Origin of the sequence: Polynucleobacter sinensis (assembly GCF_001595985.1) — a bacterium.
GTDB classification, from domain to species: domain Bacteria; phylum Pseudomonadota; class Gammaproteobacteria; order Burkholderiales; family Burkholderiaceae; genus Polynucleobacter; species Polynucleobacter sinensis.
This window is the reverse complement of sequence record NZ_LOJJ01000003.1, coordinates 64,793-79,940: the sequence shown is the minus strand read 5'-3', so window position 1 is coordinate 79,940 and position 15,148 is coordinate 64,793. Positions and strand designations below refer to the sequence as shown.

The 15,148-nt window shown below is 46.3% G+C and carries 17 protein-coding genes and 1 tRNA gene; 6 read left to right on the top strand and 12 right to left on the bottom strand.

Translation table 11 applies throughout. The features are described from left to right. Window positions 1-18: 18 nt before the first annotated feature. The 5 genes from AOB49_RS04125 to AOB49_RS04105 all read right to left on the bottom strand — a co-directional run bounded on the left by AOB49_RS04125 (window position 19) and on the right by AOB49_RS04105 (window position 3,687). Window positions 19-675, bottom strand: coding sequence for a PqiC family protein (locus AOB49_RS04125; protein WP_062308340.1), 657 nt, complete (start codon window positions 673-675; stop codon window positions 19-21). Continuing rightward, on the bottom strand, window positions 672-1,586 hold the full coding sequence (locus AOB49_RS04120) for an MlaD family protein (RefSeq protein ID WP_062308337.1): 915 nt from the start codon (window positions 1,584-1,586) through the stop codon (window positions 672-674). The genes AOB49_RS04125 and AOB49_RS04120 overlap by 4 nt, the downstream gene beginning before the upstream one ends. After that, window positions 1,583-2,350 carry an ABC transporter ATP-binding protein gene (locus AOB49_RS04115; RefSeq protein ID WP_062308333.1) on the bottom strand — a complete coding sequence of 256 codons (768 nt, stop codon included), beginning with the start codon at window positions 2,348-2,350 and terminating at the stop codon, window positions 1,583-1,585. Before AOB49_RS04115 ends, AOB49_RS04120 begins: the two co-directional genes overlap by 4 nt. After that, window positions 2,350-3,519 carry an MlaE family ABC transporter permease gene (locus tag AOB49_RS04110; protein ID WP_062308329.1) on the bottom strand — a complete coding sequence of 390 codons (1,170 nt, stop codon included), beginning with the start codon at window positions 3,517-3,519 and terminating at the stop codon, window positions 2,350-2,352. Before AOB49_RS04110 ends, AOB49_RS04115 begins: the two co-directional genes overlap by 1 nt. A gap of 91 nt (window positions 3,520-3,610) precedes the next feature. Further along, window positions 3,611-3,687 (bottom strand) — tRNA-Arg (locus tag AOB49_RS04105). An 18-nt stretch (window positions 3,688-3,705) separates the two neighbouring features. Between AOB49_RS04105 and greB the strand changes: the two genes are divergently transcribed. Then, window positions 3,706-4,206, top strand: coding sequence for a transcription elongation factor GreB (gene greB / locus AOB49_RS04100; RefSeq protein WP_062308326.1), 501 nt, complete (start codon window positions 3,706-3,708; stop codon window positions 4,204-4,206). Between the two features lie 8 nt (window positions 4,207-4,214). Here greB and AOB49_RS04095 read toward each other — a convergent pair whose 3' ends face one another. The 4 genes from AOB49_RS04095 to AOB49_RS04080 form a co-directional block, all read right to left on the bottom strand. Continuing rightward, window positions 4,215-6,497: a RelA/SpoT family protein gene (locus AOB49_RS04095; RefSeq protein ID WP_216634665.1), complete on the bottom strand. Its 2,283-nt coding sequence runs from the start codon at window positions 6,495-6,497 to the stop codon at window positions 4,215-4,217. Window positions 6,498-6,575: 78 nt separating this feature from the next. After that, complete coding sequence (gene rpoZ, locus AOB49_RS04090) at window positions 6,576-6,779, bottom strand: DNA-directed RNA polymerase subunit omega (RefSeq protein WP_062308320.1); 204 nt, start codon at window positions 6,777-6,779, stop codon at window positions 6,576-6,578. A gap of 44 nt (window positions 6,780-6,823) precedes the next feature. After that, entirely contained in the window at window positions 6,824-7,471 is a 648-nt protein-coding gene (gene gmk, locus AOB49_RS04085; protein WP_062308317.1) for a guanylate kinase, read from the bottom strand. Window positions 7,472-7,488: 17 nt separating this feature from the next. Next, the gene (locus tag AOB49_RS04080) at window positions 7,489-8,418 is read right to left on the bottom strand and encodes a YicC/YloC family endoribonuclease (protein ID WP_062308314.1); all 930 of its coding nucleotides are present in this window, start codon (window positions 8,416-8,418) and stop codon (window positions 7,489-7,491) included. Window positions 8,419-8,449: 31 nt separating this feature from the next. On the opposite strand from AOB49_RS04080, the gene rph reads away from it, so the two are divergent. The 3 genes from rph to hemW are packed head-to-tail and all read left to right on the top strand — an operon-like array spanning window position 8,450 to window position 10,981. Beyond that, a complete protein-coding gene (rph, locus tag AOB49_RS04075) occupies window positions 8,450-9,181 on the top strand; it encodes a ribonuclease PH (RefSeq protein WP_062308312.1) in 732 nt (243 codons plus the stop codon). Between the two features lie 11 nt (window positions 9,182-9,192). Further along, complete coding sequence (gene rdgB, locus AOB49_RS04070; RefSeq protein ID WP_062308308.1) at window positions 9,193-9,783, top strand: RdgB/HAM1 family non-canonical purine NTP pyrophosphatase; 591 nt, start codon at window positions 9,193-9,195, stop codon at window positions 9,781-9,783. Then, entirely contained in the window at window positions 9,776-10,981 is a 1,206-nt protein-coding gene (gene hemW, locus AOB49_RS04065; protein WP_062308306.1) for a radical SAM family heme chaperone HemW, read from the top strand. Before rdgB ends, hemW begins: the two co-directional genes overlap by 8 nt. Here the strand turns inward: hemW and AOB49_RS04060 are convergent. Beyond that, window positions 10,978-11,787 (bottom strand): enoyl-CoA hydratase/isomerase family protein, encoded by an 810-nt coding sequence (locus tag AOB49_RS04060; RefSeq protein ID WP_342667196.1) that lies wholly within the window; start codon window positions 11,785-11,787, stop codon window positions 10,978-10,980. The two genes, hemW and AOB49_RS04060, sit on opposite strands and share 4 nt — an antisense overlap. 49 nt (window positions 11,788-11,836) lie before the next feature. Beyond that, window positions 11,837-12,835: a Bug family tripartite tricarboxylate transporter substrate binding protein gene (locus AOB49_RS04055; protein WP_062308301.1), complete on the bottom strand. Its 999-nt coding sequence runs from the start codon at window positions 12,833-12,835 to the stop codon at window positions 11,837-11,839. Window positions 12,836-12,915: 80 nt separating this feature from the next. Here AOB49_RS04055 and AOB49_RS04050 point away from each other — a divergent pair, with 80 nt between their 5' ends. Continuing rightward, window positions 12,916-14,130, top strand: coding sequence for a CaiB/BaiF CoA transferase family protein (locus tag AOB49_RS04050; RefSeq protein ID WP_062308299.1), 1,215 nt, complete (start codon window positions 12,916-12,918; stop codon window positions 14,128-14,130). 87 nt (window positions 14,131-14,217) lie between these two features. Next, window positions 14,218-14,502 (top strand): trp operon repressor, encoded by a 285-nt coding sequence (gene trpR, locus AOB49_RS04045; RefSeq protein ID WP_062308297.1) that lies wholly within the window; start codon window positions 14,218-14,220, stop codon window positions 14,500-14,502. A 17-nt stretch (window positions 14,503-14,519) separates the two neighbouring features. On the opposite strand, the gene AOB49_RS04040 is transcribed toward trpR, so the two are convergent. Beyond that, window positions 14,520-15,092 carry a flavodoxin family protein gene (locus AOB49_RS04040; RefSeq protein ID WP_062308295.1) on the bottom strand — a complete coding sequence of 191 codons (573 nt, stop codon included), beginning with the start codon at window positions 15,090-15,092 and terminating at the stop codon, window positions 14,520-14,522. Window positions 15,093-15,148 lie beyond the last annotated feature (56 nt).

Below are 15,148 nucleotides of genomic sequence, written 5' to 3'. Positions count from 1 at the left end.
ACGGCTACTACAAAATCACTACTGCCCTAAGGGTGGCGGCAAATTACCAGCGTATTTATACAATACAGCCTCATATTCCTTCAGAATTTGCGCTAAAGCTTCCTGCTGCCCCAAAACCAATGCCTGAGGGGTATTGTCTTTAAGCACGACACGCTTGGTATAGCGATTCTTTCCAATCACGGGATTGTGTTTTTTAGGGTCAGTGGCGGTCAGAAAAAACTCAACCGTCACAACGGCCTCAGGGCGAACCCGATAATCGCCATAAAACTCTTCGACAGAAGTTTGTAAGTAGTAATAAGGGAAAAAGGCATTTCCCTGACCTACTGTCATCATGAAGATTTGGGAATTATTGAGCCACTGACGAGTGGCATTACCAATCATCTCACTAGGCAGCGCAGAATAAATGTTATAAAAATCTTTTTCATAGCGCTGATCACTCAAGCGATATACCAGCGACTTTCCATCAAATGGAGTAGCCATAGATACATTGCCCATCTTTAACCATAAATCTGTGCGAGGCTGATACGGCGCACCAGTTCTCTCGGGTGCCAACATCCAACTGCTGGTCTCTAATGCTGGTCTTTTAGGCAAGGAGCAGGCCGTTAGTGTGGCGATCAGGAGCGCCGCTAAAGCAAACCTTGTGAAACAGTTGTTCTTAAAGATCTTGGTTCTCATTTTTGAGCTCCATTCATTGGAGGTGTAATACGTGCAGGCGGCTCACCCCAAACTAAGGTAGATGGAGATTGACTGGCCACACGAGTAAATTCATTTAACTGCTCGCTTGCTTGACGCAGGTTTTCCAAGGTAACAGTCGTATCACCTTGAACAGAGGACACTGTTTGACGCAGGGAAACCATGGTGGCGATTAACTCACGCATCAAAATATTAAGTTGATCTTTATCGGTAACTTTAGCAATGCGATCTAACAAGACATTAAGATCTTTCACTGAACTAATTAGCCCAGAGTTATCCCTACCATCGCCTGCCATTAATTTGTTGAGATTTCCTAAAAGCGTATCAAACTTCTTCTGGGTTCCATCGATATTCAGTTCGTTGAGTGCTCCAATTAACTTCTGAATGCCAGAAATTATTTCATCCGCTTGATTAGGCATTGAAGGAACCACTGGATATTCTGGTTCCCATGGGTATTTGAGAGTGAGATTTTGAGTCGCCTTAGGATAAAAATCCAGCTCTACGTAATTGACTCCAGTAATCCCCATCGATTTGATTCGCGCGCGCAAGTTGTCTTTAATGAAAGTCTCAAGATGATCTTTCTGAATACCATCCCCAAAAATTTGCATTCTGACAACCACATACTCCAGCTTATTGACCATCGGAATGTCTTTTTCATAAAAATCTCCAGACAAACCAATGGCAGTCACTTGACCAATTTTTACCCCCCTAAAGCGCACGGCTGCGCCAGCATCCAAACCGGTTACCGACTGCTTAACATAGGTCTCAACCATGAATGACCTTTTAAAGAGCTGCCCTGAACCAAAGATCAAGATGATGGAAATCAATGCACCGATTGCCAGTAGGACAAAAATGCCCAAACGGAAGTAATTGAGATTGGAGTTATTACTCATGCTGCGTCCTTGCTCATAATGCGATTAAAGAATTGATGCACTCTAGGATCTTGACTGGTATCTCTTAAAACCTTGGGATCGCCCTCGGCGATGATGCCTTTGGCTTCTTTATCCAGCATGATCACCTTGTCGGCAATGGAATAAATACTCGCTAACTCGTGGGAAACAATCACAAAGGTAAAGCCCAAGTTTTTAGAGAGGTCCAATATCGTACTGTCTAGATCTGCCGAGGTGATGGGGTCCAAACCAGCTGAAGGTTCGTCCAAAAATAGAATCTTCGGATCTAGAGCCATCGCCCTGGCAATCGCAGCGCGCTTTTGCATACCGCCACTGATTTCACTAGGCATATAAGTTTCATAAGGCAGTAAGCCAACCAAATCGAGCTTACAGCGCGCCAATAAATTCATCTGATCCCTGGTGAGCTTGGTGTACTCCTCCATAAAGAGAGTGACGTTATCAAGCAAATTCATAGATCCAAATAAAGCGCCTTGCTGGTACATCACACCAAAGCTGGTCATGATCTTTTGACGCTCAGCGCCTTGAGCGGTAGTGATATTTTGGCCCTCAATCAATACGTCTCCTGAAAGCGGTTGATAAAGACCAAATAAATTCTTTAACAGACTGGATTTGCCGCAGCCAGAACCGCCCAAAATAACAAAGATCTCCCCGCTCTTTACGGAGAAATTGAGATTCTGCAGCAAGACTTTTGAGCCGTAGCCTACAGTGAGATTTTGAACATCGATTGCGTTGTCTTGATCACTCATCAGAAGCCCGTCCTGTAAGAGATGTAAGCAAAGATACCGTCAACCAGCACAATCATCACAATACTACTCACAACCGCGCGCGTAGCAGAGATGCCAACTGCCGCCGCGCCTGTGCCCGTTTGCATGCCGCGTAAGCAGCCCATTGCGGAAACAACCACCCCAAACAATGTAGCTTTCACAAGACCAGAAAGAATATCTTCTATATCGACGGCGGATAACATGCCGTTGTAGTAATTAATAAATGGAATACCGTAAATCTGCATTGTCAACATGGAAGAGAAAATGCTGACAACGTCAGCAAATAAGGTCAAGATTGGCGCCACTAAGATTCCTGCGAGAACTCTTGGCACCACTAAAAACCGAATAGGACTTAGGCCACCCGTTACCAATGCATCTACCTCACTATTGACGGTCATGGTTCCAATCTCTGCAGCAAAAGCTGCGGATGAACGACCAGCAAGCAGAATCGCGGTAATCAAGGGGCCCATCTCACGAACGATGCCTAAAGCAGCTAATGGTCCTACAAATGAAACAGCACCAAACTGTTCCATACCAATCGCCGCCTGAAAAGACAAAATCACACCAATTAAAAATGCCACTAAGCCCACAATTGGCAATGCAGAGATACCAGCCTCTACTGCGGCATTGACAAAATCACCCCAACGCACTTGCCTGATATTGCGTATGGACCAGGCTAAGTCCGCAGAGAGATGCCCAATAAAAATTGTTAAGCCACGCGCATCATCCAAAAGATCTTGCGCAGCCATGCCAGCAGTGACGACAAAATTATTTTTTGGCTTTGAGGTGGGTACTGGAAAAAGACTGTCAATAGGATCAAATTCTTTTAACAGGGGCTGATACTTTGGATCCAAACCCTGAACCTCAAATTGTCCGCCCGCCTTTTTCTGCGCCTCTTCAACATCTATCAAGAAGGCAAATGCAGAACCATCCAAGGATCCGACTTTGGAAGCGTCAAAACTTAGGGACTGGCCTTTGCCGCCACCCTGCTGCAACCATGCATCTTGTTGCTGGCGAACCTGCGTCCAAATACCGGCCAATGAATACACATTCACCACCCCACTTAGGGTAACTTGAGCATGATTTGAGTCAACTTGCGACCAAACGGCAACTGGGGTCGCAGACTGTGGAATGGGTTCTGAAATGCTCATAAGCAAACTATAAGGGATACCGATGAAAACTTCGTGAAACAAGCTATTAAAAAGAAACGGGCCTAGTCTTTCAACTAGGCCCGGAATGGGATGGTGCGGCTGGCAGGAATTGAACCCACGACCCCTTGGTTCGTAGCCAAGTACTCTATCCAGCTGAGCTACAGCCGCAACAGCCATAATTATGCCATGGAAGAGAAGAACTACATCACACCCGCTGGTCATGAACGGATTAAAAGTGAGCTTTTACAGCTCCTAAACCTTGATAGGCCTGAGGTTGTCAAGGTTGTACACTGGGCCGCCTCGAATGGGGATCGCTCGGAAAATGGGGACTATATCTATGGAAAAAAGCGGCTTCGGGAGATTGATCGAAGGATTCGCTTCCTCAATAAACGCCTAGAATTTGCTGTAATTGTCGACAATCAAGCCCGAAAAACCGGGGAAGCGGACGCCGAACAGGTCTTTTTTGGGGCAACAGTCACTTATGCCAATCTAGAGGGCCCTCAAGCTGGAAAAAAGACGACGATCACCATAGTAGGGGTCGATGAGGTTGATTTAGATTTGGGGCACGTCAGTTGGGTATCCCCGATAGCCAAGGCCCTTATTAAAGCCCGTTTAGGCGATTGCGTGATGATTCAGACGCCTACCGGCCCTACTGAAATTGAAATTTTGGAAGTGCAATACCGTTAACTCAATATTTAAGCGGATCTGGTGCGCGTCACTCGCATGACATCATGATTGGCACGCAAACTTCTCATCACCTTGGATAAGTGCAAACGATCTGATACCTGAATCGTAAAGCGAATGGTGACCGCATCTTCTTTGTAACGATCATCCATAGAAACATTCATGATGTTGGAGTCAGCAGCAGTCACGCTGCTGGCAACCCTTGCCAAGACCCCCTTGCCTTGGCGCGTATCGATAGCTAGATCAACTTCAAATTCACGATTAACTTCTTTACCCCACTCTACCTCAACCCACTTATCACTATCTTTTGAAAGCATTCTGAGCGCGACTGGACAGTCATTGGTGTGGACTTGCAAGCCCTCACCTTTACCGAGGTAGCCAATGATATTGTCCCCAGGAATGGGGTGGCAACAGCTCTGAAAGCTAATGGAATTTCCTTCTCTTCCATCTACCAAAATCGCCTGACGCTGATGGTGATGGGCGATCATTTCTTGCTGAGGAGAAACCCAATCAGCCACTCCGAGGCGCATTTGCTCTGAACCACCCTCCTCATCAATCAAAATCTTCAAGCGAATGGCTAACTCTTGAGCAGATCTTCGGCCTAAGGCAATATTCACACAAGCTTCTTCGCGGGTTTTATCGCCCGTCCAATGTAATAACTTTTCCCAAATCTCTGGGGATAATAGCCCAGCATCAACACCTTGCTGGCGAAGGGCGCTGGCCAATAAGCGCTCACCAAGCTGAAGAGATTCAGCATAGTGTTTTGTTTTAAGCGAGTGGCGAATGGAGGCGCGCGCCTTACCTGTTCTCACAAAAGCCAACCATCCGGGATTAGGCTGAGAATTTGATGAAGTGACTACCTCAATAATGTCGCCGTTTTTCAACTCACTACGCAATGGCAATTGCATACCGTTAATCTTGACTGCTACGCAGGTATTCCCCAGGTCGCTATGAATGGAGTAAGCAAAGTCTAAAGCAGTTGCACCACGTGGAAGAGCTCTAATTTGTCCCTTGGGAGTAAATACATAAACTGCATCTGGAAATAAATCAATCTTGACATGCTCTAAGAATTCTTGAGAATCGCCACTGCTATCCTGAATATCAATCAGAGACTGCAACCATTGATGTGCGCGGTTTTGAACCTCACTCATATCAGGAGAGCCATCCTTATATGCCCAGTGCGCAGCAACCCCAGCCTCAGCGACGGCATGCATATCACTAGTCCGAATCTGAAACTCCACCGGCACACCAGAAGGTCCTAGCAAGGTAGTGTGAAGCGATTGATACCCATTGAGTTTAGGAATCGCAATATAGTCCTTAAACTTGCCTGGCATCGGCTTATAAAGAGAGTGCAGTATTCCTAGGGCTCGATAACACTCGTCAATCGAATGCACTGTTACCCGAAAAGCATACACATCGAGCACCTGTGAAAAACTCAAATGCTTGCTGCGCATTTTGTTGTAAATACTAAAAAGGGTTTTTTCACGACCCTGAAGGTCTACCTCAAGATTCGCTTTTGCAAACGCCATGCGGGTGTTTTGCAAAATCTTCTCGACCATCTCCTTGCGGTTGCCGCGAGCTCTTTTTACCGCGCCCTCAATGACCCTAAAGCGCATAGGCATCGAGAATCGGAAACTTAAATCCTGCAAATCACGATAAATAATATTGAGGCCCAGACGATGCGCTATCGGAGCATAAATCTCAATCGTTTCAGCAGCCACCCTACGCCGCTTCTCCATAGGAACAGCATCTAGGGTTCTCATGTTGTGCGTACGATCAGCTAGTTTGACTAAAATCACCCGAACATCGCGGGCCATCGCCATAAACATTTTGCGGAAACTTTCCGCTTGTGCCTCTGCATGACTCTGGAACTCCAGCTTATCTAACTTAGTTAAACCCTCAACGAGCTCGGCAACTTTACTGCCAAACTTTTCCACTAAATCCGCTTTTGTACACCCCGTATCTTCAATCACATCGTGTAACAAAGCGGCCATGATCGAAGGTGCGTCTAAGCGCCAAGTGGCACAGAGTTCAGCAACAGCTACTGGATGAGTGATGTAAGGTTCGCCACTATGCCGGTACTGCCCTAAATGGGCTGCATCAGAAAACTGAAAGGCTTTCTTAATTAAAGTGACTTCTTCAGGCTTTAGGTAGCTGAGTTTTGAAATTAAACCTTCAATGGATACAACTTGGTGCTTTAGCGGAAGGTTGGGAGCTGAAGTGGGCCCAAATAAATGACGACTAGATTGCGCCAGCAATGTGGCAATGATGGACGACTTACTGTTTTTAACGATCTCTTTGGGCGAGACCTGGCCATGAGTATCCGATGTGTTTGGGTCGCCTAAGGGGAGCTCCACACCGGAACCCCTAAATTACAAAGGTACTTTGGTCAACATGTCACGGTCGGTTGCACCAGCGGCAATTTCACGCAAAGCAACTACAGTTGCCTTGTCTCTGGACTCAACACGTGGGGAGTGACCTTGAACTAATTGACGAGCGCGATATGTCGCGGCCAGTACCAGCTCAAAACGATTAGGAATAGTTTTTAGACAATCTTCTACGGTAATACGGGCCATGCTGAACTCACTTAATTTAGCTTCAATACCTATAGGATAACTGATTAGACCCCGAGACGCCGTAAAAGCGCAGGGTTACGCGCCATAATTGGGCCAGATCGTAGGCGGCTAGCGGCAACCACATGCCTTAAATCAGTCAATGCTTGCTGAAAATCATCATTAACAACGATAAAATCTGCCTCATGGGCATGCTGGAGCTCCAAATGAGCGGCAGCCAACCTTCTCTGAATGGTTGCTTCATCATCCTGCCCTCTTTTGCGTAAGCGCTCTTCTAGAGCCTCAAACGAGGGGGGAAAAATAAAGATCCACTGCACCTCAGGAATAATCTTTCGAATCTGCTGAGCACCCTGCCAATCGATCTCTAAAACGACATCGCGCCCAGTCTTCATTTGAGTCTCAATCCAAGCTCGGGAAGTGCCATAAAAATTACCATGCACTTCCGCATATTCCAAGAAATTACCTTGATCACGCTCTGCGATAAATTCTTCTCGAGCAACAAATCGATAATCCTTGCCATCCACTTCACCAGGTCTTGGTGCCCGAGTCGTAGTAGAAAGAGATAACTTCAATGCAGCATCTTCCTGCAGCAAAGCATTAACCAAGGATGATTTACCCGCGCCCGATGGTGCCACGATCATCAACATGCTGCCTTGGTAGGCTGGAGAAAGATTGGGTTTGATGCTAGCCGTCATGATGTATGAACTCTGCGTTACTCTAAATTTTGAACCTGTTCACGCATTTGCTCTATCAAGAGCTTTAGCTCTAATGCGGCTTGCGTGCATTCCTCAGATACCGACTTTGAACTCAGGGTATTTGCTTCGCGATTGAGCTCCTGCATTAAGAAATCCAAACGCTTTCCAACCGGACCTTTACCAGCGAGCGCGGTATCAACTGCCTGCAGATGGGTTTTGAGGCGCGCAAACTCTTCGGCAATATCAATACGTACTGCGTACAACACCACCTCTTGACGAATGCGTTCCATAAGCTCGGTACCGCCCTGAGATTGCTCTTGTGTAGCCAAAGCCTGGGCTAGGCGCTCGGTCAATTTATCTTGGTACTGCGCAACATACTCCGGCACCTTGGGCTCGATCGCTTTGACAATCTCACGCATCTTGGCGGTGATATTGGTTAAAACGGCGACTAAAGCCTTACCTTCAGAATTCCGGCTATCCATCAGGGCACTTAAGGCAGCCCTTCCAGCCTCTAGGGTTGCAGCAATCCAACCTTCTTCCTCGCCCCTAGGCTCTGAAACAATGCCGGGCCACCGCAAAATATCAGCCATACGCAAGGCCTCAGCCTTTGGAAAGGCTTCTTGAGCTTTTTCTTGAAGAGTGTACAAAGCATCAAGGCGATCCTTGTTCAGGGCGCCTAAGGCATGGGGATTGGCCTTGGCCACGCCCGCAGCGGCAGCATTGACGCGCCACGCAGCACGAAACTCCACCTTTCCACGGGAGAGGCTTTGAGATGCCATTTCTCGGAGGGCGGGCTCGGCGCCACGACATTCATCGGGCAAACGAAAACCCAAATCCAAAAAACGGCTATTTACAGCCCGACACTCCACCTGCAGATCAGCAACCACACCAGCCCCCAGGGAGACTTGGCGAGAAGCGCTGCCATAACCAGTCATGCTCGATATCATATGAACATTGTAGATCTTTAGGACATCCCATATGAGCAATTCCAATATCAACCGCCCAAGCGGACGCACCCCAACCCAGTTGCGCCCAATCAGCATTAGCCGTTCCTTTACAAAACATGCTGAAGGATCGGTCTTGATTGCCTTCGGGGATACCAAGGTACTCTGCACCGCTAGCGTGTTAGAAAAGGTGCCTCCCCATAAAAAGGGCTCCGGTGAAGGCTGGGTCACAGCTGAATACGGCATGCTCCCCCGCTCCACCCATACTCGCAGTGATCGGGAGGCTGCGCGTGGAAAACAATCCGGCCGTACTCAGGAAATCCAACGTTTGATCGGTCGCGCGATGCGCAGTATTTTTGACTTAAAAATTCTCGGTGAGCGCACCATCCATTTGGACTGTGATGTGCTGCAAGCCGATGGTGGCACTAGAACCGCTGCCATTACTGGTTCCTACATTGCCGCCCGCGACGCCATTAACTTTCTCCTCAATAATGGATCACTTAAAGCCGATCCAATCATTGATAGCGTTGCCGCAATTTCGGTGGGCATCTATCAAGGCGTACCCGTACTCGACTTGGATTATCCAGAAGACTCATCTTGCGATACCGATATGAATGTCGTCATGACCGGCAAGGGAGGCATGATTGAAGTTCAGGGGACAGCCGAAGGAGCGGCTTTCTCGCGAGAAGAATTAAACGCATTATTAGATCTGGCGCAAGATGGGATTCGAGATTTAACTCAACTCCAACATGAAGCTTTGAATTAAAAGTTGCTCATATGAAAAAGTTGGTTCTCGCCTCTAACAACATTGGCAAGGTGCACGAATTTCAAGAGCTCCTAGCGCCCTTTGACTTTCAGGTCATCCCCCAAGGTGAACTGGGAATACCTGCAGCCGAAGAACCGCACCACACCTTTGTTGAAAATGCGCTTGCCAAAGCGCGTCATGCAAGTGCCGCTAGCGGCCTACCTGCTCTAGCAGATGACTCAGGCATTTGCGCTCATGCCTTAGGCGGAGCGCCTGGGGTCTACTCTGCCCGTTATGCAGGCGAAGATGGGAATAGCGACGCCAATAATAGAAAGCTCATTACCGCTTTAAGTGAAAAAGAAGATCGTGGTGCGCACTATGTTTGCGCACTAGTTTTGGTCAACAGCCCTGATGATCCCGAGCCACTGATTGTGCAAACGCGTTGGTATGGGCAAATTATTAATGAGGCAAAAGGTTCTCATGGGTTTGGCTATGATCCCTACTTCTTGCTGCCAGAACTTGATAAGACGGCAGCAGAGCTAGAGCCATCAGAAAAAAACCGCATAAGTCACCGAGGCCAAGCCTTACGTGAACTCATAGCTCAATTACAGCATCGTGCCTAATACCTTACAGCCTTCGTTAGCACAAAAGCCGCAACTTAAGGCTTTGCCACCGCTTTCCCTTTACATCCACTTTCCCTGGTGTGAAAAGAAATGCCCTTACTGTGATTTCAATTCACATCAAATTAAAAGTGAAGGTGACGGGAAGCGGACTCAGGGATTTGATGAGGCTCGCTATATCAGAGCCTTAATCACTGATCTCGAGACGGAAATTCCGCGCACCTGGGGTCGCCAAGTACACAGTATCTTTATTGGCGGCGGTACTCCAAGCCTCCTCTCTCCTGAGGGTATGAATGAATTACTTTCCGCAATTCGAGCACGAGTCAATCTTGAGCCGGATTGCGAGATCACAATGGAAGCAAACCCAGGCTCAGTAGAAACAGAAAAATTTGCTGCCTTTGCCAAATCTGGAATTAATCGAGTCTCCTTAGGCATTCAGAGTTTTCAAGATGCACAACTCAAAGCCTTGGGTCGTATCCACAATGGAGCAGAAGCAAAGAAGGCTATTGAGATTGCGCTAAAGCACTTCAAGTTAGTCAATCTCGATTTAATGTATGGCCTACCCAATCAAAGTCTAGAAGCTGCTAAAGCAGATATTGATACAGCCCTGTCCTTTAAAACACCGCACCTCTCGTTTTACAACCTGACACTTGAACCAAATACCTACTTCGCCAACTTTCCTCCAAAACTTCCAACCGAGGATGAAATTGATGCAATCTTTGAGCAAAATCTCACACTACTCAAAGAAGCAGGCTATCGACGTTATGAGGTTTCTGCATACGCCAAGAAAGATCAGGAGTGCAAACATAATCTCAACTACTGGCGCTTTGGGGACTATATTGGAATCGGTGCAGGGGCTCACGGAAAAATTTCCTTCCCAGACAAAATTACCCGACAAGTTAGAGAGCGCCATCCCGAGACTTATATGCAGTCGATCGAAAATACAGGTCATGCACTCATTGAATCAAAAGAGATTTCCACTAAAGATCTACCTTTTGAATTTATGCTCAATGCACTTCGCCTCACCGATGGCGTTGAAACTAATACCTTTAGTGAGCGTACCGGCTTACCACTCCATGTAATCTCAAATAATCTGGATGAAGCTAGTAAAAAAGGTTTGTTAGATACCAATCCCAGTAGACTAAGGCCAACAGAACAAGGCTTGCGCTATCTAAATAACCTACAAGAGTTATTTCTCTAAGCCCCAGTCCAAACTGGGGGTCTCCCCTCCAAGAATGCGCTAACACCATTATGAAAGTCGCGACTTCCATAGCACTCACGAATTAAATCATCACAATCTGGCAACTGATTTCTCATGATTCGAGCCAAACTTAACTTGCTCGATTTTTGCGTGATTGGCGCTAGCTTCATCAATCGTTCCGCCAATTGCTTGGCCTCATGCTCCAGATCTTGAGTCAAATATGTCGCCAACAGGTAACCCTGCTTTAAGAGTTCTGGGGCAGAAATTAATTCTGCCAACAACAACATACGCTTAACGATATTTACCCCCAAATGCGCAACAAGCCACGCGACATTTCCAGCAGATAGACAGTTACCTAAAGTCTTTGCAATAGGCACGCCAAAACGAGCTTCTGGTGTGGAAATCCGAAAATCACAACAGCTTGCAATCGCAAGCCCGCCCCCAATAGCCATCTCATCGATAACCGCTATCGTCGGAATTGGCAGCATCGCTAATGGCGTTAAGTAATCATCAATCGATTGCTCATAACGAATGCCGTCATTTCCATCCTGAAAGCTTGAAAACTGAGCAATATCGCTTCCAGAAACGAATGACTTGTCACCTGCACCGCGCAAAATAGCGACCCGAGCGTTTGGGTTTTTGGCCAAATCCTCGCAAATAGTTTTAAGACTTTGATACATGTCAACCGTCATTGCATTGCGCGCGGCAATATGATCAAAGGTAATAAATGCGATTCCTTCTCGCAACTCACAACGAACTTGTGCAACACGCTCTAAATTCATATCTCTTGCCAATGTGATCAACAAAAAAACCCTCTCTCATTTCGGAGAGAGGGTCCGCCAATAACTCAAAAGATCATTCAGATTGAATATTTAAACTCTTCACTAAACGCTGATATTTAGCCAACTCACCAGCCAAGAAAAGACTGAAGGCGGCCGGTGTTGCAGGCCCTTCCGGCTGGAGGCCTTGCGAGTCCAAGGTTTTCTTAATCTCTGGATCATTCGTTGCCGCTTTAACAGCCTGATCGATTTTATTCACAACCGCTGGATCTATATTCTTTGGACCCATGATCGAATACCAATTAGTCACATCAAAACCCACAATACCGACTTCATTAAATGTGGGCACATTAGGCAACAATGGTAGACGCTTAGGCGTAGAAATCGCCAGCGCCTTTAAACCACCCTGTCTGATCTGCTGCAGATTCGGAGGAAGGGTGTCAAAGTTCATCGTAATTTGACCGCCCAACAAATCGATAATGGCTTGACCACTGCCCTTGTAGGGTACGTGATTCATTTGCACCCCAGTAATTTTAGAAAACAATGCGCCGGCTAAGTGCTGCGTACTACCAATACCAGACGAACCATAAGTCATCTGACCTGGGTTTTGCTTACCAAGCGAGATTAATTGCGCCACAGAGTTCACTGGCAAGCTGGATTTCACAACCAATACGTTAGGTACATATCCCAAATACGTGATTGGCGTGAAATCCGTAGCTGGGTTGTAAGGAACATTCTTTAAAACAAATGGAGAAATCGCATTCGAGTTGGAGTGCCCCATCAACAGTGTGTAGCCATCTGCTGGCGACTTAGCAACCAAATCCGCACCAATTGTTCCAGCAGCGCCCGCTCTATTTTCAACAATGACACTCTGACCTAAAATTTCACTCATCTTTGGCGCAATTGCTCTCGCCACAATATCAGTACCACCACCGGGAGCAAAGCCCACGATTAAACGAATTGGCTTATTGGGAAAATTTTGCTGGGCATTAGCTGAAAGTGGCAATGCACCGAACATGCAGAGAGCTAAGGAAGCGAAACCACTCAAAATCCAACGAGGGGATTTATTGATCATACTGTCTCCATATTTTGTTTTATATTCATGGCTATTAATTAGCATTTCATTCTAAACATATAAGAACTACAGAGACAATGATGAAAACACCTATGAGCAAGCTATTACCGCTGGCTGGCGTTCGGGTTCTTGACGTAAGTCAAGTAATGGCAGGCCCCTATTGCTGCATGTTGCTGGCAGACTTGGGGGCTGATGTCATCAAAATAGAGCCTCCTGGCACGGGAGACCAAACACGTGGCGCCATGGGATTCAAGATGAAGGGCTCAGATAGCATGGGCTTTCTGAATATGAATCGCAACAAACGTAGTGTTACGTTAAATTTAAAAACGGCTGCAGGCAAAAAAGTATTTTTTGAGCTTGTGAAGACTGCCGACATCTTAGTTGAAAACTATCGACCCGGTGTCATGAAAAAATTGGGAATTGATTACCCCTCGCTAAAAGAAGTAAACCCCGGGCTGGTCTATGCCAGCATCTCTGGTTTTGGTCAAACAGGTCCATGGGCAGATCGCCCTGGATTTGATTTAATGGCCCAAGCTATGTCTGGTGTGATGAGTGTTACAGGCTATCCAGATGGTCCTCCAGTCAAAGCAGGTGTGCCAGTCGCCGATATCGGCTGCGCCCTTTTTGCGGTGTACGGCATCCTGTCGGCCTACATCGGCAAAACTAAATCTGGTGAAGGTCAATTTATTGACGCCTCACTCTTTGATTCTGCATTGGCATTCTCCATTTGGGATACAGCGCAATATTGGGGTACTGGTGTAGAGCCCTATAAACTGGGCACCGCAAATCATATGAGCGCACCTTATCAAGCCATGAAGGCATCGGATGGCCACTTCGTAATGGGGGCAACCAATCAAAAACTTTGGGAACTTTTATGTGAAAAAATTGGTCGTCAAGAGCTATTTGAAGATGCCCGCTTTAAAACCAATCCCTTACGGCTTGCTAACCGCCTTGAGCTTGCTAGCGAGCTAGAAAAAACCTTTGTTACCAAAACCAGTGATGAATGGGTTGACCTCCTCTTGGCAGCAGGCATTCCCGCAGGACCAATCAATACCTACCCCCAAGCATTTGATAGCGAGCATGGTAGACACCGAAAAATGCGCATGGATATTGATCACCCAATTGAAGGCAAAGTGCCTAACATCGGCTTTGCCGTGAAGATGATGGGCACCCCTCAAGAAGTGAGAAGGCACCCCCCACTCCTTGGCGAGCATACCCAGGAATTACTTGAAGAGTTGGGTATTGAGGGTGAGGCCCTGAAAGAACTTGAAGCTGGTGGCGCTTTCACCCACTAAATCTCAATCATTATTATTATTCGACAAATATGCTAGCAGTTTAAAATTGAGTGGGTCGTACATTAGTGGAAGAAACGGAGCATACTCATGAATAGATCTAAAGCAAAGCAGACCTTAATAGACATGCTATGCAATATTAAAAATGCTGATGAGATGCGATATTTTCTCGAGCAAATATTAACTGCTGCAGAAGTCAATGATCTACTTGATAGGATTCGAATATACCAAACCCTGACTTGTACTGAAATGCCCCAAAGAAATACTGCCAAATCCCTAAATGTCAGCATCTCCAAAGTAACCAGGGGCGCATCAAATCTTAGAGATCAAAAAGCTAAATCCTATTGGAAATCAAAGTTTTCTGGATTCAATTAGATTCCTGCGCCATAAAGTCACACCCTAATATTCCAAAACCTCTGATGCACTTCATGCATCCTATCCACCGTCTGCTTTAAAGCCTCAAGGGCTTCAGAATCATCCTGAATGTCTCCAAGCATACCTAAAAATAATGCTGGGAAACCTGACCCAGCCATAATCATTTTATTCAGCATGATATTTAGCATTATTTGAGAATAGACAGCCGTATGGCCATACCTACGTCCAACAACAATAATTGCTGCAATCTTATCTACAAGTGGGCGATTTAAAGGTCGCAAATAGCCGTAACCAACTCGCTCTAAAAAAGCTTGGAATTTACTATTAGTACCGAATGCATGCATCACGGGCATGTAAATAATTCCATCTGCGGCTTGCATATCGGCCAAAATATGCGGGATATCATCAGGTACTGTGCAGGGAGAAAATTGGCAAAAATTATCAGCATCACAAAATTCGATACGTTTGTCAGCCAAATTAATAAAGTTTCCAGCTAAACCTCTGATCCTAAATTGATCCTGTAATGCAGCACAAATATGACTACTTAAGCCATTTTTACGAGATGAACCAACCAATACACATACTTTCATAACAATAACTCCGATTAGCAAACTTCATTGAATGGAACAACCATAAATTTCCCTCC